This window comes from Enterocloster bolteae (assembly GCF_002234575.2).
Taxonomy (GTDB): Bacteria; Bacillota; Clostridia; order Lachnospirales; family Lachnospiraceae; genus Enterocloster; species Enterocloster bolteae.
On the sequence record NZ_CP022464.2, the window covers coordinates 6095118 to 6117871 of the forward strand.

General features: G+C 49.9%; 19 protein-coding genes. 6 read left to right on the forward strand and 13 right to left on the reverse strand.

From position 1 onward, the window contains the following. The first annotated feature begins 3 nt into the window (after positions 1–3). Both CGC65_RS28330 and CGC65_RS28335 read left to right on the forward strand, forming a co-directional pair. Complete coding sequence (locus CGC65_RS28330) at positions 4–738, forward strand: LytR/AlgR family response regulator transcription factor (RefSeq protein WP_002566940.1); 735 nt, start codon at positions 4–6, stop codon at positions 736–738. Continuing rightward, the gene (locus CGC65_RS28335; RefSeq protein WP_002566941.1) at positions 735–2075 is read left to right on the forward strand and encodes a sensor histidine kinase; all 1341 of its coding nucleotides are present in this window, start codon (positions 735–737) and stop codon (positions 2073–2075) included. Before CGC65_RS28330 ends, CGC65_RS28335 begins: the two co-directional genes overlap by 4 nt. 87 nt (positions 2076–2162) lie before the next feature. On the opposite strand, the gene CGC65_RS28340 is transcribed toward CGC65_RS28335, so the two are convergent. The 3 genes from CGC65_RS28340 to CGC65_RS28350 form a co-directional block, all read right to left on the reverse strand. Continuing rightward, a complete protein-coding gene (locus CGC65_RS28340; protein ID WP_193466550.1) occupies positions 2163–3368 on the reverse strand; it encodes an IS110 family RNA-guided transposase in 1206 nt (401 codons plus the stop codon). Positions 3369–3774: 406 nt separating this feature from the next. Continuing rightward, positions 3775–4158 (reverse strand): DUF6465 family protein, encoded by a 384-nt coding sequence (locus CGC65_RS28345; protein ID WP_002568899.1) that lies wholly within the window; start codon positions 4156–4158, stop codon positions 3775–3777. A gap of 148 nt (positions 4159–4306) precedes the next feature. Beyond that, complete coding sequence (locus tag CGC65_RS28350; protein WP_002568900.1) at positions 4307–5131, reverse strand: RluA family pseudouridine synthase; 825 nt, start codon at positions 5129–5131, stop codon at positions 4307–4309. 257 nt (positions 5132–5388) lie between these two features. Between CGC65_RS28350 and trhA the strand changes: the two genes are divergently transcribed. Continuing rightward, complete coding sequence (trhA, locus tag CGC65_RS28355; RefSeq protein ID WP_002568901.1) at positions 5389–6060, forward strand: PAQR family membrane homeostasis protein TrhA; 672 nt, start codon at positions 5389–5391, stop codon at positions 6058–6060. A gap of 112 nt (positions 6061–6172) precedes the next feature. On the opposite strand, the gene CGC65_RS28360 is transcribed toward trhA, so the two are convergent. The 9 genes from CGC65_RS28360 to CGC65_RS28400 all read right to left on the reverse strand — a co-directional run bounded on the left by CGC65_RS28360 (position 6173) and on the right by CGC65_RS28400 (position 16555). After that, positions 6173–6433 carry a GIY-YIG nuclease family protein gene (locus tag CGC65_RS28360; protein WP_002568902.1) on the reverse strand — a complete coding sequence of 87 codons (261 nt, stop codon included), beginning with the start codon at positions 6431–6433 and terminating at the stop codon, positions 6173–6175. 282 nt (positions 6434–6715) lie between these two features. Continuing rightward, a complete protein-coding gene (locus CGC65_RS28365; RefSeq protein WP_002568903.1) occupies positions 6716–7708 on the reverse strand; it encodes a TPM domain-containing protein in 993 nt (330 codons plus the stop codon). Further along, positions 7705–8805, reverse strand: coding sequence for a TFIIB-type zinc ribbon-containing protein (locus CGC65_RS28370; RefSeq protein ID WP_002568904.1), 1101 nt, complete (start codon positions 8803–8805; stop codon positions 7705–7707). Before CGC65_RS28370 ends, CGC65_RS28365 begins: the two co-directional genes overlap by 4 nt. Positions 8806–8832: 27 nt before the next feature. After that, on the reverse strand, positions 8833–10299 hold the full coding sequence (locus tag CGC65_RS28375) for an SPFH domain-containing protein (RefSeq protein ID WP_002568905.1): 1467 nt from the start codon (positions 10297–10299) through the stop codon (positions 8833–8835). A 2-nt stretch (positions 10300–10301) separates the two neighbouring features. Beyond that, positions 10302–11234 carry an ABC transporter permease gene (locus CGC65_RS28380; protein WP_002568906.1) on the reverse strand — a complete coding sequence of 311 codons (933 nt, stop codon included), beginning with the start codon at positions 11232–11234 and terminating at the stop codon, positions 10302–10304. Continuing rightward, a complete protein-coding gene (locus tag CGC65_RS28385; RefSeq protein ID WP_002568907.1) occupies positions 11212–12174 on the reverse strand; it encodes an ABC transporter ATP-binding protein in 963 nt (320 codons plus the stop codon). Before CGC65_RS28385 ends, CGC65_RS28380 begins: the two co-directional genes overlap by 23 nt. Further along, positions 12174–14690: a hypothetical protein gene (locus CGC65_RS28390; RefSeq protein WP_002568908.1), complete on the reverse strand. Its 2517-nt coding sequence runs from the start codon at positions 14688–14690 to the stop codon at positions 12174–12176. Before CGC65_RS28390 ends, CGC65_RS28385 begins: the two co-directional genes overlap by 1 nt. A gap of 34 nt (positions 14691–14724) precedes the next feature. After that, positions 14725–15861 (reverse strand): sensor histidine kinase, encoded by a 1137-nt coding sequence (locus CGC65_RS28395; RefSeq protein WP_002568909.1) that lies wholly within the window; start codon positions 15859–15861, stop codon positions 14725–14727. Further along, positions 15851–16555: a response regulator transcription factor gene (locus CGC65_RS28400; protein WP_002568910.1), complete on the reverse strand. Its 705-nt coding sequence runs from the start codon at positions 16553–16555 to the stop codon at positions 15851–15853. The genes CGC65_RS28395 and CGC65_RS28400 overlap by 11 nt, the downstream gene beginning before the upstream one ends. Before the next feature lie 305 nt (positions 16556–16860). Here CGC65_RS28400 and CGC65_RS28405 point away from each other — a divergent pair, with 305 nt between their 5' ends. The 3 genes from CGC65_RS28405 (at position 16861) to CGC65_RS28415 (ending at position 20242) form a co-directional block, all read left to right on the forward strand. Then, the gene (locus CGC65_RS28405) at positions 16861–17664 is read left to right on the forward strand and encodes an MBL fold metallo-hydrolase (protein ID WP_007035607.1); all 804 of its coding nucleotides are present in this window, start codon (positions 16861–16863) and stop codon (positions 17662–17664) included. Between the two features lie 63 nt (positions 17665–17727). Beyond that, on the forward strand, positions 17728–18876 hold the full coding sequence (locus CGC65_RS28410; RefSeq protein ID WP_002568912.1) for a CdaR family transcriptional regulator: 1149 nt from the start codon (positions 17728–17730) through the stop codon (positions 18874–18876). Positions 18877–18898: 22 nt separating this feature from the next. Beyond that, on the forward strand, positions 18899–20242 hold the full coding sequence (locus CGC65_RS28415) for a GntP family permease (protein WP_002568913.1): 1344 nt from the start codon (positions 18899–18901) through the stop codon (positions 20240–20242). 116 nt (positions 20243–20358) lie between these two features. Here CGC65_RS28415 and CGC65_RS28420 read toward each other — a convergent pair whose 3' ends face one another. After that, complete coding sequence (locus CGC65_RS28420) at positions 20359–22752, reverse strand: RNA degradosome polyphosphate kinase (protein ID WP_002568914.1); 2394 nt, start codon at positions 22750–22752, stop codon at positions 20359–20361. Positions 22753–22754: the final 2 nt, after the last annotated feature.

Consider the following 22754-nt stretch of genomic DNA (forward strand, 5'->3'; position numbering starts at 1 on the left):
AGTATGATACGAATTGCTGTCTGTGACGATGAACCCTGCTTTACACAGCAGATTAGCCATGTCATCGCAAACCATGCCAGGGACATATCCCCGTCCCCGGAAACAGTGCTTTACACCAACAGCGGCCAGCTGCTTTACGATGTGGAGGAGGGCGCCCACTTTGACCTTCTGCTGCTGGATATTGAAATGCCTGAAAAGGATGGAATGAGCCTGGCTGCGTCCCTGCGCCGTCATCTTCCCTTGTCCCTGATTATTTTCATCACCTCCCACACCCAGTACGCGGTAAAGGCATATGAACTGTCTGTTTTCCGCTACATCCCCAAGTCCGAGATGGAAACCTGCCTGCCTCTGGCACTTAAGGATGCCAGCTGCATTCTGAAACAAAGCTCTTCAGATGCCTATATTATCGAATCAGCCAGAAGGATTCAGAAACTGTCCGCGGAGGATATCATCTATGTTTATAAGCAGCAGAAATACTCTGTCATAGCCGCAAAAGGCGCAGAGATTCCTGTGCGCAAGCCCCTGGCCCAGGTGCTGGAGGAGCTGAACACCTTAACAGCCGGAGGCACCGGCAGTTTTCTCTTGGTGGAGCGGGGATATATCGTGAACCTGTTCCATGTGGAAAAACTGGAGGACGAGCAGATTTACCTGGACAATGGCTCTGTCCTTCCGGTCAGCCGGAACCGCCTTAAGGAAACCCGTGAAGCTATAACAAGGTATTGGAGGAAAATGCTATGACTATGAACCACTGGTATCAGTCCATGTACCAGATGTTTGAACTTGTTTCAGACTTCATTGAAGCGTGGCTCTGCTATGGCTTTGTGGGGCTGTTCCTGCCGGACCGGGTCAGGGGAAAGGTGCTGTTTTTTATTCTGTCCCTGGTGCTGGTGGGTTCTGTCCGGGCCATGGATATACTGGGCATAGACCCTATAATATCCACTCTTTGGTTTGTATTTTATATCTGTATGACCACGGTGGTACTGTTCCAGGTGAATCTGTTTTATGCGGTGTCCCTTGTTAGCTTTTATATTCTGTGCCTGTACGTGATCAATTATTTCTGCATGTCCGTCATGGGGGTCATTGCCGGCAACCGCCAGTTTGCGCAGTTTATCCTGAACCAGCTGTCTCTGCTGCGGTGTATTTACCTGGCTGCGGATACCGCTCTTTTGTTTTTGTTATATATGCTTATCAGACGCGCCTTTAAGGGGGGGCTGCTCTACAGCCCGCGGATGCTGTTCACCATTTCCCTTCTGGGCATTCTGGGCATTACCTTCCTGTCAGTGGTCACCCTTCAGGATATTTCCGTGATTACCCTGTTCAGCTGGAGCCTGTGCCTTGTCATGGTGCTGTGCTTTATTTTTCTCCTTCTCTTTTATTCCAATTACATGAAGGAACATGAGCTCAGAAATATTCTTGAACTGAAGGACCAGATGGTGCGCCAGGAATACGAGATGGTCAGGCAGCTTCAACAGGAACAGCAGTCCCTTTCCCATGACCTGAAGAACCACCTTTTAGTCATGGACACCCTGCTGAAGGAAGGAAAATACCAGGAGGCCCGGAATTATATCGGCCAGCTGGGCATTCCCCTGGAGCGCCTGGCACCCTCCATATGGACCGGCACCTCCACCCTGGATGTGCTTTTAAACCATACCAGAAACCGCTGCATCCAGTCTCATATAACATTTACGGTACAGGCCGACGCCGTTGATTTGCGCCCCATGGAGGACCAGGATATATGCAGTCTCTTTGCCAACCTCCTGGACAATGCCTATGAAGCCGCCCATTCCATGCCCGATGGACAGGGCTGGATTCTCTTTAAGATGAGAAAGGCCAGGGAAATGCTCTTCTTAGATATTTCCAACTCATCGCCCGCACCCCCCTGTGTCAAAAACGGCGCCCTGATCTCACGCAAACAGGATGGACGGCTTCACGGTCTTGGACTTAACAGGGCATCTGCCACTGCGCAGGAATACGGCGGCCAGCTTACCTATGGATATGAAGGCGGTGTGTTCACGGTCAGCATAAGTTTCCTGGGAGAAGTTAAGCCTGCAAATAAAAAGTCAATAGGAAAATGAGAAATTTTCAAGATTTATTGTTGATTAAATTTCAGGTACAACAAATAGACCACCATTATCTGCTGGTCTGAAAGGATGTGGTATTCTCTATTCTGGAAGAGACATTAGATATTCTTTTACTCTTCCGTAATAGATACGCAGAAACTTATTAGCGCCTGCAGTCATGTAGACATAGTAAGGCTTTCCTTGAGCACGTTTCTTATCAATAAACGCATATACAGGGTCGTCCTGCGGTTTTGTTTTGATGAGACAGTCCATGACCTGAAATAAGGTTTTTCGGAGGGAAGATGAGCCGCGTTTGGAGGTTGGAACGCTTTTTTGTTCATAGGTTCCGGATTCGTTGACACCTGGGTCTACACCAGCAAATGCAGTGATAGCCCCTTTGTGGGTAAAGCGTGTGACATCTCCGATTTCAGCCATAAGCTGAGGGCCAAGAGACGGGCCAACACCCTTCATACCCATAACAACGGGATATTCCGGCAGCTTGGCGGCTGTGTCATTCATCAGGGTACGGAGCTCTTCCACGGTCTTGGAAGCAGTGTTTAATTGTTCTATGGACTGTTTCACGATCAGCTTGGTTAGATCATCTTTTGGAAGTATAGGAACAAGCTCCTTTGCAGCTCCATAGATTTCTTCAGCCTTGTCTTTGCTAAAGTTATACTTCCTACGTTTGCACCACTTCTGATAATGGTCGACAAATGCATTTAATGAGAATTTACGAACATAGTCCACATGCCAGTATGTAGTAGCAAAATCAACCCACTTCTGGCTGCCGTCCTCACGGGCAGGGCTATCAAAGTAAGTATTAACACCAGGGTAAGTCTGATCGAGGATACCGATGAGGTTATTCTTCATAGCTGTTTTGTGTTTCATGTAGAAGCCAAACTGACGGTTCATGGTCTTTAGTTGATTGCGTAGTTCGTCCATAAGACTATACTGTTTCAATTCCGTCCAACTGTCAAGGGTGTAACGAGCTATTTTTACAGCGTCAGCTTTATCAGATTTTACTTTGCGGAGAGAATGAGCTCCAAAATCTTTAATGAGCTTAGGATTTACGGCAGTTACAAAAAGACCTGCCAGAGAAAGCTCACGAGCCAGTGGTTCGTAGTAACGGCCAGTATGTTCCATAACGATGCGTGATTCACCTTCGATTGATCGGATCTGCTCAATTAAGGATTGGATGTTACTGGAGGTGTGCTTGATTTCAAAGGGAGAAGAAACGATTTCTCCATAAGGTCGTAGAATGGCGATCATACTTTTGCCTTTGGAAACATCAATACCAACAGCGTTCATGTTCATAAATTTGTCACTCCTAAAGATTATTGCAATAGATAAGTACCAGTTTTACTCATTGCCTATTCAATCTACTGTGGTGTGACACGAACGTACCAAAGGCAGTTCAACCTGCATAAAACGAACGCTGCAAATGAGGAGCTGGTTATCAGTCTTAATTACGGACGCGAAGTCCAAGAAAGGAGGCCGATATACCGATTGCTCCAACATTGTAACAGCTTAAGCAACAAGATGGATAATTCCTTACTGGCTGTAAGGGATATTAACCATAAATATATTGTAGTAGGGAAGGGGTTTAGAAGAGAGAGGTTAGAAGAGATGGATTAGAAGAGATGGGTTAAAAAACAGAATTTCCAGAAAAGGTCAAATAAAAAATGACCCTATTTATATAAGGCCATTTTTTACTCTACAGGTCGATTCTGAAATCGTCTGAACCCTCGCCGTTTACCACATAATAGGCTGCATTCTGTTCCGGTGATATGTACAGCTCCATAGACTTGATTACGGTTCCCGGATGAGTCTTCGCATATGCCTTCTCCGCCTGCGCCAGCACATCCTTTGCAGCTACCTGCCTGCCGCCGAACTCCACTACAACACTCTTCTCAATCTCCGGTTTTACAGTCTCTTTCACTGCTTCTTTAACCACGGGCTCATCTGCCTTTTTAACATCTTCTGCTGTCTTAACCTCTGCTGTACTCTTAACCTCTGCTGCCTTCTTAACCTCTGCTGTCCTGGTCTGCGCGGCGCCTGTCTGCGCTGCCGCTGCCGCAGTCCTCTTTGGTCTTGCCATGTTAGTTCCTCCCTAATTTCAATCCGATTTCCAGTGTCAATGGGGATTATACGGCAGTCACCTTTTTTTGTCAATGTCGCGGATATGGAAAATAAACCGCTAAACAAAGGCCTTTATGGAAATTTTTTGAACATATACTGACACATTGTCATATTTCTTTATGGCATTTGTCACATTCCGATTGGGAAATCAGTTTCCGGGCCCTGTCCGGGAACCAGGCAAAGGCTCCTGATGACGGAACCATGGAAAATTCCATGATTTTTCCGGTGGACGGATGGGGAAATGCCAACCGGCGGGCACACAGGGCCAGAGGCCGGTGTGCATCCCCAAAGCTGCTTTTTTTCCTTCCTCTGTCCACAGTCATGGTTGTGGATTTTGTGGATAACCCGCCTCCGTATCGTTCATCTCCATACAAGGGAGTTGCATGTCCGGCAAATTGCACCCTTATCTGGTGGTGCCTTCCTGTAAGCAGCTCTATATCTATTAGGGATAATATCTGCTCCTGGTTTTTGGGGTTGTTGATAACTTCCAGAACCCTGTAATTAAGAACTGCTTTTTTGCTGTTTTCGTCGGACTTATCCACAATCTTTGATGTGTTGTTTTCCTTGCAGTGGCGCAGATAATCCACATATGTCCCCTGTTTATCCACAGGTTTTCCACAAACCACTGCCAAGTATGATTTTTTTATTTTTCCGGCCTGCAAAGCGGCGCTTAATGATGCTGCGGATTTCTGGTTCAGTGCGTATACCATGATTCCCTCCACCGGCTTATCCAGTCTGTGGATAACCCCCACATAAGGCGGCTGGGCTGTGGATACTCCCTGTGGATGGTTGTGGATATCCTGTGGATTATGTAGATAACGGCGTATCTCACTTACCATATCAGGCGCAAAGCCTCTTGACACCTGGGACTCCAATCCCGCGGGTTTTTGCACTACTATAATATCTTTATCTTCATATAATATTGGTACCATACCTCGACCTCGCTTATCTGTCTGTCTCCTGTACAGACGATTCTAAAGGAACGCTTTTGATTATACCATAGTTTTGCCTCTGCCCGGTTGATTATATTCAGAAATTAGTTTTGCATTCAAAGTAATTCTTAAAAAGTATTGCATATTTTTGGTCTTAGGTGTATAGTATATAATACAAACATATGTAGTATTTAAAACTACATTGCAGGGTTTTGATTAAACTGTACTGTGTTTTTAATAAAAGGAGGCTGGATACTATGACAGCAAAATTAAAACGCGGGATTACCAAGGTTAAGGATCCCGGCAGCGCATTGACCCATTTCATTGCTATGATTCTGGCTATCATCGCAGCCATACCGCTGCTCTCAAAGGCAGGACATGACTCCGGACATATGCGCATCAGCGCACTGGCAATTTTCATTCTGAGCATGATTGGCCTTTATGCAGCCAGCACGATATACCATACCCTGGATATCTCCCCTAAGATTAATAAGCTGCTGCGCAAGATAGACCATATGATGATTTTTATTTTGATAGCAGGCACTTATACGCCTGTATGCATGATTGTCCTGGGCGATAAAACCGGCTGGACCATGCTGACCCTGGTGTGGGGCATTGCCATTGTGGGTATCCTTATCAACGCTCTGTGGATTACATGCCCCAAGTGGTTTTCATCCCTGATTTACATTGCCATGGGATGGGTGTGCATACTGGCTATAACCAAAATATTGAGCTCCATGCCCAGGGCAGGCTTCATGTGGCTTCTGGCAGGCGGTATCATCTATACAGCGGGCGGTATTATTTATGCCATGAAGCTTCCGTTCTTCAACTCCCGCCACAGATATTTTGGTTCCCATGAGATTTTCCATCTCTTTGTTATGGGCGGAAGCCTCTGCCACTATGTGATGATGTACCGCTTTGTGGCATAAGGTTTAATTGAGTATAAATACAGAGAACACTGCTTCTGATATGAAATCAATGATTTCATACCGCAAGCAGTGTTCTTTTCTCTTGTATGCAGTTTCGGCAGCAGTCTCAAGGTCAGCTTGTCCTCTGGAAACCTGTTTTCTTTATCAGATGTTCCTTCTCTGCCCTGCTCATATGTTTAATGGCATATTCCCTGCTCATGGCTTCCTGTTTTGTCTCAAATGCCTCATAATAGGACAGCACCACCGGACGTCTGGGTTTGGTATACTTGGCCCCTTTACCCTGGTTATGGACCTTCAGACGCTTGTCCAGGTCATTGGTCCAGCCGCAGTAAAACGTGCCGTCCGCACAGGTGAGGATATAGGTATAATTCATGGATATCCTTCCTTTCCGGTAAATAAACTCCTGACAGCAATAAAAGGGCGTCCCTTTAGGGGAGTGCCCTTCCTGTTTCATTTTATCAGATAATGCCGGCTATGTAAACGGTAATAACGCTTGCAACACGTCATCACCGCCCAGGTTGCCCTGTAATCTATGATTAAAGCACCAGCTGGATGCGCGGCACAACCAGATAGAAGGTATTTTTCTGAATCACATCTATACCTTATTATATCGCGCATACCCTTAAAATGTGCATAAAACACATTTAATATTCCTCTAAAATCTTCTGCCTCCGCCTCCGTGGCTCCTGCCGCTGCTGGACCGGTGGGTGGAACTTCGCCCTGAGCTTCGTCCTGAACCCCCGGATGAATGATTCTGTGTGGGCCTTGGTATAGGGGCCGATGTAACAAATTTGCGAATCAGATTATCTCCTGCGTCCCCAAAGGCAAATTTGGCATCTGCCCGGTAGGCCAAAAGGCTGTTGGCTCTCTCCCGCCCGGTGGGCTCCATGGAATAACGCCGCTTCACTCCCATGCACACCGAGCCTGCTACCCCGGCTGACACCAGGAATGCAAACACTCCCTCGTACCAGCGTATGCTTCTGTAGATACTGATTTCCCCTGTTTCCGTGTCGTAATTATACTGTCCCCTTTGTATTCCCCTGTCCACATAATACTCCACATCCTTCAGGAATTCAGCTGCCGCCCCTGCATAATCACGGGTTTTCAGGGAATAAGCCACATCATCCTGTATCTGTTCGATTCGCTGGTCTGTGAGAATCCGTATCATATTACCGGTGGTGGATACATAGCCCTCACCTCCATAGCTGCCGGGTCTGTCCATATAAATCAGAAACAGCACACCGCTGGCTTTTCTGCCCGTTCCCAGTCCGTTCTGGTCGTAAAAATCATCTGCATATTCACTGGCCGTATGGCTGCCGTCATTATAAGCAGTGACCACCGCCACATCCATCCCGGTCTTTTTCCTGCACCGGGCAATCAGCTCCTCCAGCTTTCCTGCTTCCTCTGATGTTATGAGATCCGCTTCATCGAACAGCCTCCGGGCCTCCTTATGGTTCTGGTCCTTATCATAATTCTTGTCCTTTTCATAATTCTTGTCCTTATTATAGGCCTGAGTCTTGCCATATGCCCCGGATTCCTGTGCCTGGGAATCCAGTATGCTGCCTGCCCCGCTCCAGACTCCCAGGCACACCACGGCTGCCGAAATCGCCAGGAACCTGATCCATCTAACCATTCTGCGTCCTGTCATCCTAAGAAATACCCTCCTGTCATAAGTAATAAAAACAGCGGAAGGAACACAGAGAAAAAGAGAATTATAATCTTCTTCCTGTCCACAGGCAGCTTTCCGCAGATTTTTCCGGTCTGCCCGTTGAGAGCGAAATAGTATATCTTTCCCCTGGCCTTGTCATTATATGTAAGGGTCCATACAGGAAGCAGGGCATAACTCCACTTCTCATCCCGTATGCCTGCTTCCTTTTTGCGTACCTGCATACTGCTGTAGCTCCCGGCCTGGTCCTGGAGGCTTTGAAGGGCAAACTGCCTGACCTCGGTCTGCACGTCCAGCACAAACTGTTCTTTTTCCATATCCCGGTTCTCGGCCAGAAATCCGGAAAGATAACCCATGGAGAAATCCTCTTTTTCATTCATCCTGTATGGAAGCACACTGTCCACCAGCTGCCGGTTGGCCTTTCTCAGGCCATTTCTGGCCACATGGTCTACCTCCATGGTTCCCTGGCGTTTTACGTCGTATACCGTTGTCTCCGTATACCTCATGCCTGCGGTATCCCACGTCCTGAGCCTGGTCCCCTGGGCGTCCAGCTCCCCGTCCACCCGGCAGCTGTAAAGCCAATACGGGAAATAAACCCCGCTCATACTCTCAATCTGTTTTTTATTGTAAAATGTCTCCGGCACATACTTTTTTCTTCCTATCCACTGGGAAAAAATCTCCTCCGCCTTCTGCCTGTCTATCTGGAAGGGTATTACATAATCCGGTCTGAACTGCCCTTCCAGCCGTCCTGCCAGCACCACCGGATTATGGCAGTAATAGCAGAAAGTCGCTGCAGTGGTTTCGTCCGTCACAATCTGGGCTCCGCAGCTGGGGCAGGTATAAAGAACCGGCTGTGCCCCAGCACTGCCCGGTTCCCGGCGCTCCGGTTCCCGGCTGTCCTGTCCCTGGAGTCCCGGTTCCTGGTGTTCCGCTTTCCTGCGCACCAGTTCCTGACTCAGACATTCCAGTTCCTCCTGGGTAAAATCAGACAGGCAGTATTCGCAGTGGTATTTCTGTGAAGACGGGTCAAATACAAGGCCTCCGTCACAGTTGGGGCATTTGTAGGTTATGGCTGCCATATTCTCTCTCTCCTGTAATCACAGCATTTAGGGCCTTGGTTTCCCGCAATCGCTGCAGAATTTTCCCGTATTGATGTTTCCGCAGGCACAGGTCCACGGTGTATCGGGACGGGGATGGCCGCACTCGCCGCAGAACTTACCCGTATTAGAGGTCCCGCAGCCGGGGCAGGTCCATGCGCTGCCCGGCTGTGTTCCGGGCATCTGACCGGCCATTCCCGCGCTGCCCGGCTGCGTTCCGGCCATCTGGTTGGGCACAGCCCACTGGCTTCCGGCCGGCTGGACGCCCACTGGCTGGCTGGCCATCGGCTGACCTCCCGCCGGCTGACCTCCCATCGGCTGACTTCCCATCGGCTGACCTCCCATCGGCTGACTTCCCATCGGCTGACCTCCCGCCGGCTGGCCTCCCATCGGCTGATTGCCCGCTGGCTGACCTCCCGTCGGATGGCCTCCCATCCCCGGCATTCCGGTATTTCCGGGCATCTGGCCCGGGGCCTGGTTCATCTGCATCTGCTGCATGTTGGTGTTGGATGCCGCGCCCATGAAGCCGCCGCCCATCTGCATTCCCATCCCCATGCCCATAAAACCGGCCATGGCTCCGCTGTCGTTGGAACCTGCATTTTTAAGCCCCTCCGCAATGGTAGTCTGCACATACCCCTCCCTGATTGACGGATCACTCATCATAGCGCCCCGGTTCCTCAGGTTAATCAGGTTCTGGGATTCCTCGTCGTAGGTAATGCTGGCAATACCCACTGCCTGTATCTCCATGCCCCGCATCCGGGTCCATTCCTCATCCAGCGTCTGGGCCATATACTGTCCCAGCTCCCGGCTCCTGGATGTGACGTAGGATATCCTGGTGCCGTCTGCTGACATCTGGTTGATGGATGTCTGCAAAGCCTCCAGGAACTCCGACAGGTACTGCTCATTGATGGAGTCTATTTCCACATGGTCTGCATTCTTTGGAATGACCTCAGCGTAAAATTTAATGGGGTCTGTCACTTTGATGGAATACGTTCCATGGGCCCTCAGGAACAGCTCTGCATTGTAAAAGTTGTCAAAATAATTCACTGGGTTGCGGGTGCCGAATTTAATTCCCTTTATCTCCTGAAGGTTGACATAATATACCTTCTGAGCCCCCGGTGTCACGCCACCGAAACGGATACGGTTAAATGACTCCTTCAAAGCCTCTCCAAACTGCCCGTTAAACATGGAGGGCATGGAGGAATGGCTGACCTTGTAGTAGCCTTCCTCCGCCGTATAATCCACTATTTTTCCGCCGTCCACCAGCATCATAAACTGGTTGGGATACACATGGATGACGGAACCGTCTGACACAATATCAGATGAACCCTTTGTATTAGATCCCTTTCCCCTGCGCACCTGGACGCCCCGGACAAAGACGGTTCTGTCCCCCATATCATCCGGCTCTACGGCCTCCAGCCACTGGTCTGCCAGGGCTCCTCCCACTGCTGTGGTAACTGCTTTAATGATTCCCATGATTAATCCCCTTTCTTAGATGCCTTCTTCTGTCTGCGCCTGCGCTTAACCGGCTCCACTGCCTTGATGGCCACCCAAATCATAAGCGCTGCTATGGACAGCTGAATCACAATGCTGATGATAATCCAGTTCTCCATCACAAAACCAGTGGACTGCATACCAAAATATCCCGCCATCTTGGCTGTGGGCGCGCTGCCTCCCATCTGTCCGTTTATGATTGTATAAAATGTAGCCGCAGGATTAATAAGCAGCAGATAAATCACATTTCCTGATGATGGTTTGACCACATTTTCCCCGAACCCATAAGCCACCACTGAATTATTTATATTCATGGAGGACAGGGAGAGCGAAAACTTATTTATGAAGTATGTCCCGGCCACCACGGCTATCAGCACTCCGTAGGTAACTACCGTGGATATGGTTGACCGCTTGAACAGGGCTGAAAAACAGATTCCCAGGCTTCCCGCAAAAAAGGCCACTGTTATATAGCACATAAGAAGGGACAGGATGTCCTGCCAGGTGATTCCTCCATAGACAAATACCATGGCCACTGCCGGGAAACTGGACACAATCAGCAAAAGCAGCGTGCTCAGCGCGCTCATCAGCTTCCCAATTACCACCTGTGACGCCGTCATCTGGGTGGTGAGCATCAGTTCCAGGGTCTGCCTCTCCCGCTCCCCGCTTATGCTGGCCGCTGTCACGGCCGGCACTATGAACATCAGCAGTATAAACTCAATGGTGGTGACAAACTCATACATATCCATAAAGCTGCTGTACTGGATAACTGCTGTGGACTCTACCTGGGCCACGGCGGAATACATGTTGAGCAGTGTGACCATGGACAGGATTCCGTTGAACAGCACGATAATGAGGGGCAGCCGGATACTTCTGGAACTGACCTTCATCTCCCGGCTATAGACCGGATTTTGCATCATAAGACAACACCACCCTTTCCTCTTCATGTTCTGTCAGCTGCATAAATACGGATTCCAGGCTTCCCTTTTCCCGGGTGAATCCGTTAACCAGCACATCGCTGTCAATGAGCTGCTGGAGCAGCAGGGCCTCGTCCTGGGCATCACCTGCAAACCGTACGCATATATCCTGCTCCCGCAGGGATATGGTCTGCACGCAGGGATGGCTCTTAAGAATGGACAGCGCCTTGTCTATGTTGGTGAACACAGATATAACCAGCGGGTTGGAGGTATTGACCCTGGACAGGATATCGTCTATATTTCCCTCCAGCACCATCCTTCCCTGGTCTATGATTCCTATATCCGTACAGAGCTCGGACAGCTCAGACAGGACATGGGAACTGATTACTATGGTTTTGCCCGACTCCTGGAGCTCTTTTAATATCTCCCTGAACTCAAAACGGGTCCTGGGATCCAGACCTGAAGTGGGTTCATCCAGTATAAGGATGGCCGGATCGTGAATCAGGGCCCTGGCCAGGCACAGCCTCTGCTTCATACCCCTGGACAGTCCGTCCACAAAGAAATCCAGCTTATCCTCCAGCCCCACCTGCTCCAGCAGGGCCGTATATCGTTTCCTTGCCACCAGACCGTTTATGTGGTGGCAGGCCGCAAAAAATTCCATGTATTCCGACACGGTCAGGTTATCGTAAACCCCGAAAAAATCAGGTACATAGCCAATCATGGACTTCAGCTTTCCCAGGTCAAAACGGGCGTTCATGCCGTTTATGGTAATCCTGCCTTCCTCTGCCTCCAGGAGTCCTGTCATGATTTTAATGGTAGTGGTCTTTCCGGCTCCGTTGGGCCCCACAAACCCATAGAGGGCGCCGGTCTCCACCGTCATGTCCAGGCCGCTTAATGCGTGGTATTTTCCGTATATCTTGTGTAATCCTCTTATCTCCAGCATTATTTACTCCTTCCTGTGACAGTCAGTATGGGCAGCATGATATTCCAGGTGTAATCGCCTGTGGCATCGTACACATACTTGATGGTCAGGGTGTTGCCCGGAGACAGGTATGGCTCCAAATCTTCCCTGTCATAGGACTGGACATGGGTATCCATGGAATCATAAGTGCCGGTATTGTAATTATAGAAATACATATTGCCGGCAAAGGGCACCGTGTAATAATACCGCATGCTCTTCACCACCTCATCGCTCATCTGGTGGAAGGACAGCTTCTCCACCTCGATGTCATTTCCCAGATAATACTCTAACATAACCGGAGTCAGGCCGTACATGCTGTTGTTGGACTCGTAATACTCGCCGGACAGCACATTGGGCTGCTTCTGAAGCGCGGACCTGTATATCATGCCATCCTGTTCATAGTTGACATCAATAGAGGATGTAAGCAGGGTGGAACCATACGTCTCATAATTGGAGGACTTTAAAAATTCTGTCTCCTCCTTCTCATTGCTGAATCCCAGTACCCTGGCCTCTGAATGGTAGCCTGACAGATAGCTGCCCATATAGAAGGACAGGAGGTTGGTCCTCTCCAATGCCTGCACATAAGCCGCATCCCGTATATCCTTATCCTCCTTATAGCGGGAAGCCCCTGTAATCTGCTCTGCCATGGCATAGCCAAAATTAGTGATTCCGTATATGACCTTCATGCCGTCCAGGCTTACAGTCTCACCCGGCTCCATGTGGCCAATGAGAATCATCTGATTATACAGAAGTATGGCCACATTGTCCACTTCCTGGCTGTAGTTGTTGGTCAGGGTTCCCGTCACCTTACCGTCAAAGGAATTTACATCGCCTGTAAATCCCTCCTGCTGTCCGTTTTCCGTGCGGCGCTCCATCATAAAGAACTTGGAGTTGAACGCGCCCACATTGTCGGACCTGAGCCTGGTTCCCTCCTCGCCGTAATGTATGGTTATGGACGGCGTCTCCTCACCCGTAAATTTGGGCAGGGGCCCCATATTGTAGTAAGCGCTTCCCGTAATGGGGTACAGGGTGTATTCCGGATTCAAAGTTACGGAGTACGGTTTATTATAGGGAGCCCGCATGTTGATGAATGTGGTTTCCGAAATCTCATCCCTGTCCGTATCCTTTATGGTTGCATAGGTAAAGAAGGGGCCTGTGAACCTGGTGCTCATCCCCATGAGAAGGACCATGCCGGTACAGCACAGAGACAGAATCCCCACAGACAGCTGGTAATACTGGCGCATCCCCCTCTGTTTCCAGAAGAAGTAGAGGCCGGGTCCGGCCAGGGCCACATAGGCCACTGCCAGGGTCACATACAGCCCCACCTTTGGAAGGTTATTGATGTTGCCTGTATTAATCAGTCCCTGGACTGACCAGAACTGGCTGGATGTGCTGCCGTCCATGGCGCTGGCCAGCCCGTTTATCTTATCTTCACCCAGAAGGGTGGTAAACAGATTGTCAATATAAGAGATATTGGCCTGGCAGAATTCCTCTATGTCCACGAAATCATACATGGCCACGGCTACCAGTCCGCTGCCAGCTGAAACCGATGAGAGGACGGACAGCTCATCGCTGCCCAGCACCTCGGTGCCGCCTTTCAGCATGACATCCGTGCAAACCAGGGGGATGGAGGCGCCTTCCGGCCGGTCCACCGCGTATTCCACACCCATGTTGATGACCCGTTCATCCGGTTGGGGAAGAGGCTGCTCCAGAAGTTCCTTTCCAAAGCCCCTCAGGGTATCCTCTCCTCTTTCCCCGGTTCCTATGAGCAGAACGCCGCCTTTGCGGACCCACTCCCACACAGCCTCTATCTGCTGACCTGACAGTTTTCCGGAATCAAAATCCGTTATCAGCAGCACATCCAGCTGGTCCAGTCCCAGTTCCGATGCCGGCAGAGTGGATGCCGTCATCTCGATGGTCTTGGTTCTGAGGGTACTGTAGTTAATGCCCACGCCGTTAAAATACAGAAGCTCCGCCGGACTGTCACTGAGCACACCGATAAAAAGCTCTGCTGTCTCCAGGTTCAGGTTCAGCTTCAGGCGTTTGCTTACCACCTCATCCCCATTCTCATCCAGCAGGCGCACATACATCTGGTCCACCCTTGCCCCCAGCGATATGCTCACTGATTTGTTCACGTTTCCCCCGGGTTCAATTTCAACCGGATACTCATACCGGTATACATCATAATCCAGGTTCATGTTATATCCCTGGAAGTCCGACTCCATGGCCAGAATACACAGGGTTCCATTAAACACCTGGCCGGACTGGCTGGACAGCTCGATTTTAAGGGGCAGGAAACGGCCGCTTTTCGCAGTATTCTGATAACCGTAGACCACGTCCATGGCCACCGGTGATTCCACGGTTTCCTCCTTGGCAGCCGTGCTGTCCGTCCCCAAGGCCTGGGCTCCCAGGGACTGGACCGTGACAGACGCTGCCAGCATTAAGCCAAAAAGGGTGCTTTTCAGCGCCCTTTTTATTTTCTCTGGAAATATCCGCATGTTACACTTCCTCATCCTATATTCTCCGTTCAAGTCAGCTAATGGTTCCAAAATTCTCTTTATTGATGTCAAAATTCACCTGAAGTTTTACCGTGAACACGGTGCCGTCCAAATCGCTGGTCACATTGATGGTTCCCCCGTGCATGTCCACTATTTCCTTTGCAATGGCAAGTCCCAGGCCCGTGCCCCCCGTACTGCTGGAACGGGACTGTTCCACCCGGTAAAACTTGTTGAATATCAGAGGCAGCTCCTCCGGCGGTATGACATAACCGTAATTTGTAATGGAGACCGTCACCACATCCTCCTGGGCCAGTATCTTTACCAGGACTCTTTTTCCGTCGGCGCCATACTTGATGGCATTGCCAATCAGGTTATCGAACAGACGGGCAAGCAGATTGCCGTCAGCTGTTATGATTTTTACCGGTACATTGCTCTGCAGATCATATGACAGGTTCTTTTCCACAAAGTTCGGGTATGCCTCCTCCAGAAGCTGTCCCAGCAGTTTTACCACATCCAGCTGGGATACATGCATGGATATCCTGCCATAATTGAGCTTGGTAAACCCAAACAGATCTTCAATCAGCTTTTCCAGTCGCCGCGCCTTTCCATATGCAATCTCTATGTACTTGTGCTGCATCTGCGCCGGTATCTTACTGTTGCCGGCCAACAGCTCCAGGTATCCGATGATGGATGTAAGGGGTGTGCGCAGGTCGTGGGCCACATTGGTTATGAGCTCGTTTTTGGTGCGCTCCGATTCCCTCTCCTTATCCATCAGTTCCCGTATATCCTCCACCATCTTGTTAAGGTTGGCAGCCATACTGGAGAACTCGTCATCCCCAATCACATCAATGGTGGTGTTCAGATTGCCTTCTGATATGCTCTGAACCGCATCTGATATATTGCTGATATAGCGGATATAGGGTTCCTGCAGAATCATAAACGTCACCGCGAACAGCACCAGCCCGGATACCACATAGACCAGCACCACCGCCACATGGTAATCCAGCACAGCCTGAAGCAGGCGGTTCATACGTCCGGACTCTTCCATGTATCTGGCGATCATGGACACGTTGGTCACCAGAAATATTTCCACCAGACAGGAAATGACAGCGCTGTATAGAATGTTGGTAACAACCCGGGTATGGTAGCGCCTGCTCATATCACTTTTCAATTTTGTAACCTACTCCCCACACTGTGGTGATGATTTTATTCTGTCTGGTGTCCTCTTTCATCTTACCTCTCAGGCGTCTGATATGTACCATGACCGTATTGTTGGCCTCATATACCTTTTCATTCCACACCTTCTCGAATATCTCGTCGGTGCTGAATACCTTGCCCGGGTTGGAAGCCAGCAGGTACAGGATATCAAACTCAATGGGGGTGAGCTTGATTTCCTCATCGTCCACGATTACTTTATGATTATCCTTATTAATGGTCATTCCCTTAATGGTAATCTCGTTATTGGCCTTTTCCTTGGAAGCGCTGTTTGGGTTTAACTGGGTGTAACGGCGCAGCTGTGATTTGACCCTGGCTGTCAGTTCCAGCGGGTTAAAGGGTTTCACCACATAATCGTCCGCCCCTGTTCCCAGCCCTAATATCTTGTCTAAATCCGTGGACTTGGCGCTGAGCATGATAATCGGAATGTTGTTGTTTTCCCTTATCTTCTTGCACATCTCCAGGCCGTTCATCCCCGGCATCATAATGTCCAACAGTACCAGGTGTACCTCTTCTTTGGAAATAATTTCCAGCCCCTTGGCAGCATTCTCCGCCTTAAACACTTTATAACCGTCACTTACAAGATAAATCTCAATCAAATCCGCAATCTCTTTTTCATCATCTACTACCAGGATATTTATATCGGGCATGATGTCCCCTCCTCATATGTTAACTTATATGACCTATTCTAACATAATATATCAAGGTTTTCCTTACTTTTTTCTTGAAATATTGTGGGAATTTCTGTTACAATGCACCGGACCTCCCTATAATGGTAATATCTTCTTTCATTTGTATACATTAAATAAAAATAGACTGAAAAATAGATTTTTTTGCAAATATTTGTGTTCTGTCACAATGGAAAAAGAAGTAAATTATGATATAATTATTTCATAAATATTATAAAAATTTTATAAACTTTTAGGAGGTGAGGATCATCAAGATAGTAACTGTCATGGACAATCTGGCCGGAGAGCAAAAAGCCATGAAGGCAGAACACGGATTGTCCTTTTATGTGGAAACAGGAGATATGCGCATCCTCTTTGATTTCGGAGCAGGCAGGCACGCCCTGGAAAATGCCCTGAGGCTGGGAATCCGGCCGGAACAGGCCGACATTGCAGTGGGAAGCCACGGGCACTATGACCATGCTGCGGGTTACAGGGATTTTGTGGCGGCAGGTCTCAGCTGTCCCCTGGTTACGGGAAACGGTTTTTTTGAAGAAAAGTATGCAAGGAACGGCCTGAAGGCAACCTATCTGGGAACTGGTTTTGACAGCCTGTTTCTGGAGGAGCACGGTATCCGGCATATGGTGTGCGATTCTGTCCTTCCCATTGGCAAGGACTGCTGGGTTATGGGCGGTATAACACGGTCCCATGACTTTGAGACGGTCCCGGAACGTTTTGTGATACGGGACAAAGACGGGTGGAAGCAGGATTATTTTCAGGATGAGGTCTGTCTTGTACTGGAGGACAAAGGTGAACTGGTGGTAATCGTGGGCTGCAGCCATCCGGGCATACTCAACATCCTGGATACAGTAAGTAAGCGCTTTTCCCAGCCCATACGTGCCGTGGTGGGAGGGACCCACCTGGTGGAGGCTGACCGGGAGCGCATACATATGACCCTGCGTACCATGAAGGACCTGGGCATCGGACTTCTGGGCTTTAACCACTGCTCCGGGGAACTTCTGCAAAGCATGATGGCTGAACATCCGGAACTGAACACCGTGTATCTGGGCGCTGGCGACTGCCTGTTCCTCTGATACCCGATGCACTTTTAATTTTTTTGATACCATCGGGGATGTATCTCACGGCAGGAGGAATGTATGCTAGAATTTTCCAGTATGGCACAGGATTTCGTGGAGGCCACATCCTCCCTGGTGGGAGGACGCACCATCAATATCATGGACCGGGAAGGTACCATTATCGCCTCCACGGAACAGGAACGCATCGGTACCTTCCACCAGGGCGCGGCTGAGGTCATTGCCACGGGAAAACCGGTTCTTATTGAGACAAAGGATCTGCCCCGGTATCCCGGAGCAAAGGAGGGCTATAACATGCCCATCTTTCTGAAGGACGAACTGATTGGAGTGGTGGGCATCTTCGGATGCGAGGAGCAGATGCTGAACGTGGCCAATCTTCTGAAGGTCTATGTGACACAGCATTTTGCCCAGCAGGCCATGGCCCAGAAACAGAACGTGGAATCTGAGGTCAGAAACCGCCTTCTGAGCCTGCTGCTTCTGGGAGACATCGGGCAGATGGAAACCATTTACCAGCTGTCCGCCCTGATTCCGGTCCAGCTGGCATTTCCTGTAAAGGTCATTATGATACGGGCAGGCAAGCGGAAAAATACCAGGGAGCAGATGAACCATTACACCCAGCTCTTCCAGAACATGATGTGGCAGGGCACCCTGGACCGCTCAAGAGATGTGTTCGGCATCCAGAACAATGACTGCATCATCATTCACAGTGCTCCCAGACATGGGAAAGCGGACGAAGATCTGGACAAAATCATAGCCCAGGTGGTCCGGGAGGAGGGGCTCTGTATTGCTGTCAGCGGCGCCTGCCCACGGCTGGAGGACATTCCGGGCGGTATGAAGGAATCCAACACCCTGATTTCCATGGAGGGCGGGCCGGTCCGTAATCTGGAGGACAGTCAGGTCAAAATTCAGTATCTGATTTACAAGTCCCTGATTCACGGCGGTACGAAGTACGCGGAAATGCTGTACCGGAAACTGACAGCCAGCCAGGATGCCAGACAGGCCGAGGTCCTTCTGGTGACTGCCAGGGTATATTACCAGGAGAACGGCAGTGTGCAGAAGGCATCCGAGCGGCTTCATCTTCACAAAAACACCCTTCTTTACAGGATGAAACGGCTGTTCCAGCTGCTGGACCTGGAAAATGAGACTCCCTTTACCAGGGAATTCCTGATTCGTCTGATTTTCATGTATCATCCGGTAGATGATATCACCTAAACATATTTGAGGAGGTTTTACAATGTCAGGTTTATTTATATTCTTAGTCATATTTCTGGCCGTAGTATGTATGGTATTGGCCATATCCAAGTTTAACCAGCACCCCTTCATCGTACTTACGGTTATAGCCATTGCTGTGGGCCTGGTTTGCGGAATTCCCACAGAGGAAGTCATCAACACGGTAAAAAGCGGTTTCGGAAACATACTGGCCAGCATCGGTATTGTAATTCTGGCAGGAACCATCATCGGAACCATTCTTGAAAAAACAGGTGCTGCCCTGACAATGGCCAACACCATCCTTAAAATGGTCGGAAAAAAGAACAGCGTCCTGACCATGGCCATCACAGGCTATGTGACAGGTATCCCTGTATTCTGCGACTCCGGCTTTGTCATCTTAAGCCCTATATCAAGGGCCCTGGCCAGCCAGAGCAATGTATCCCTGGCCGTTATGGCCACTGCCCTGTCAGGCGGTTTATATGCAACCCACTGTCTGGTTCCTCCCACTCCCGGCCCCATTGCCATGGCAGGTACCCTGGAAGCCGATCTGGGGCTGACCATACTGGTAGGACTTCTGGTATCCATACCAGCCACCCTGTCGGCGCTCATCTATGCCAAGAAGGTATCCAGCAAAATTGATATTCCCGCCAACCCTGAGTACACAGTGGATGAGCTGCTTCAGAAATACGGCAAGCTGCCCGGCGCTCTTCACAGCTTTTCACCAATCCTGCTTCCCATCGTACTGATTGCACTTAAATCCGTAGGTGATTTCCCAAGCGCACCCTTTGGAGACGGGGTTGTAAAAATGTTCTTCTCCTTCATCGGTAATCCTGTTATTGCCCTGATTTTAGGCGTGTTCCTGGCCATGACCCTGGTTCCGGCTGCTGAGAAGAAAAATACCTTGTCCTGGATTACAGAAGGTGTCACCAATTCCGCCGGCATCCTGGCCATCACCGGCGCAGGCGGCGCGTTTGGAGCCATTCTTCAGAAACTTCCTATTGCAGATGCCCTGAGCGCTTCCCTTCTGGGCCTTGGCGTAGGCGTATTCCTTCCCTTCATCATTGCGGCCCTGTTAAAGACAGCCATGGGCGCTTCCACCGTGGCCATGATTACCACCTCCGCTATGATTGCCCCGCTGATGCCTGCCCTGGGATTCACCTCCCCGCTGGCAAAGGTACTCGTCATCATGGCCATTGGCGCCGGTTCCATGACCGTGTCCCATGCCAATGATTCCTACTTCTGGGTGGTATCCCAGTTTTCCGATATGGAGACAAAGGATGCTTATAAGTGCCAGACCGGCATGACCGGAGTTATGGGTATCGTGACTATTATAGTTGTATTTCTGCTTTCGCTGGTGTTTGTGCATTAATCAGGATGCAAATTTGTTACATGTTGTAAAAAGAATCCCCAGGCCGGCCCGGGGATTCTTTCTTACACGATTCTATCTTGAATGTTTTTCCTGGAACGTTTCTTTCCGGAACATTCCTAATTACTGCTCATAACCGGCTTAAAGACCCTGCTCCTGGCCGGGTCCTCCTGATCTGCGGACTCCTTAGCCATAAGAATGGCCTCCCGGCAGAACTGCTCCTGGGAATTGACCAGGACCTTTCCCCTCTTGTCTTCCTTCTCGTAGCTGCCGTCCGGCTGAAGAATATGGGCCTTTACATTGTCCTCCAGCTCCACTTCCAGAATATGGATGACCTTTTCCCTTAATACCTCGTCCTCAACAGGGAACATGATTTCCACCCGGCGGTCTAAGTTCCTGGGCATCCAGTCCGCGCTGCCCATGTATACCTCAGGACTTGCGTCATTAAAGAAATAAAAGATACGGCTGTGCTCCAGGAAGTTTCCCACAATGGAACGCACGGAAATATTCTCGCTGAGTCCCGGTACGCCTGCCTTGAGGCAGCAGATACCCCTGATAATCATTTCCACCTTCACGCCTGCGCAGGACGCCTCATACAGAGCTGTGATAATTTCCTTGTCACAAAGTGAATTCATCTTGGCCATAATATGGGCGGGCCTTCCTTCCCTGGCATGTTCAGCCTCCCTGCGTATCATGCGCAGGAACCGTCCCCTGAGCCAGAGAGGGGCCACAGACAGCTTATTCCAGGCCAGGGGCTCGGAATAACCTGACAGCATATTGAATACAGCTGTGGCGTCCTCCCCTATCTGGGGATTGCAGGTAAGTATGCCGCAGTCCGTGTAAAGCTTTGCTGTGGAATCATTGTAATTGCCGGTGCCCAGATGTACATAGCGGCGGATTCCATCTTCCTCCATCCGTACCACCAGGGTAATCTTGCTGTGGGTCTTAAGGCCCACCAGGCCATATATTACATGGCACCCTGCCTTCTCAAGCATCTTTGCCCAGTTGATATTGTTTTCTTCGTCAAAACGGGCTTTCAGCTCCACCAGAACCGACACCTGCTTTCCATTGTCCGCTGCCTCCGCCAAAGCCGCAATAATGGGAGAGTTTCCGCTGACACGGTACAGGGTCTGCTTGATGGCCAGGACCGACTGGTCCCGTGCAGCGCTGCGAACAAAGTTCACCACCGGATCAAAACTCTGATATGGATGGTGAAGCAGGATATCGCCCTTCCTGATATTGGTGAATATATCGTCTTCATTCATAAGGGCCGGCACGGGCTGGGGCACATACCTGGGTGCCTTGAAGAGCTCAAAGCCTTCCAGTCCATACATCTTCATGAGAAACGTCAGGTCCAGAGGGCCGTTGATTTCAAAAATATCCTGGCTGTTTATGGACAGTTCCCTGCGGATGATTTTAAGGAGACGCTTATCCACATTGTCCTCGATTTCCAGACGGATGGCCTCGCCCCACTGGCGTTTCTTAAGCTGCTTCTGGATTTCCTCCAGCAGGTCCACCGCCTCCTCCTCATCTATGGTAAGGTCGGCATTTCTCATGATGCGGAAGGGATGAGAGGCCACAATGTCATAATTGAGGAACAACGAGGGCATGTTCCGCTCTATGATTTCCTCCAGAAGGATGACCACCCTGCGCTCCTTGCCGTCCTCATCTATCTCCCTGGGAAGCTCCACAATTCTGGAAATCACCGAGGGAACCTGCACCATGGCAAATTCCAGCTCCTCATCCTCTCCGCTCTTTTTCCTCAAAAGCGCAGCGATATTCAGCGTCTTGTTCCGTATCAGCGGGAAGGGTCTGGATGAATCAAAGGCCATGGGCGTCAGAACAGGATATACATTCTTCCTAAAATACTCGTCCGTATATGCCGCCTCTTCTTCCGTCATATCCTCATGCTCTGTAATCATGCGCAGCCCATTCTGTCTCAGGGTTGGCACCAGGGAACGGTTGTAGGTTGAATACTGCATCTCCACCAGCTCATGGGTCCTCTCGCTGATTCGGTCCAGCTGTTCCTGGGGCGTCAGACCGGCGATATCGGGCTTGGTGTACTTTGCATGTACCATGTCCTTTAAGGAGGCCACCCTGACCATATAAAACTCGTCCAGATTGGAGGCGGTTATGCTCAGGAATTTAAGACGTTCAAAAAGGGGAATGCTCTTGTCCCTGGACTCGCTGAGCACACGGTAGTTGAATTCCAGCCAGCTCAGCTCACGGTTAACATAATTCGTCGGGTCCGCTGCAAAATCCACAGGGACTGCTTCCGGCCTGACAGCGGCATTTGCCTTAGCCCCAGTCTGTGCCTTAGCTCCGGCACTTATTTTAGCCCCGCTGTTCGCCTTCACCGTATCGTCTGCCTTAACCCCTGCGTTTTCCCTGGATGAGCCGCTCTTTGCCGAAGCAGCCCTTGAGGTATCGGTTTTTTCCGCTCTGTTTTTCTCTACTTTCGCTTTTTCTGTCTTGGATTTAGATGCCTGAGGCTTTCCAGCTGATTCTGCCATAT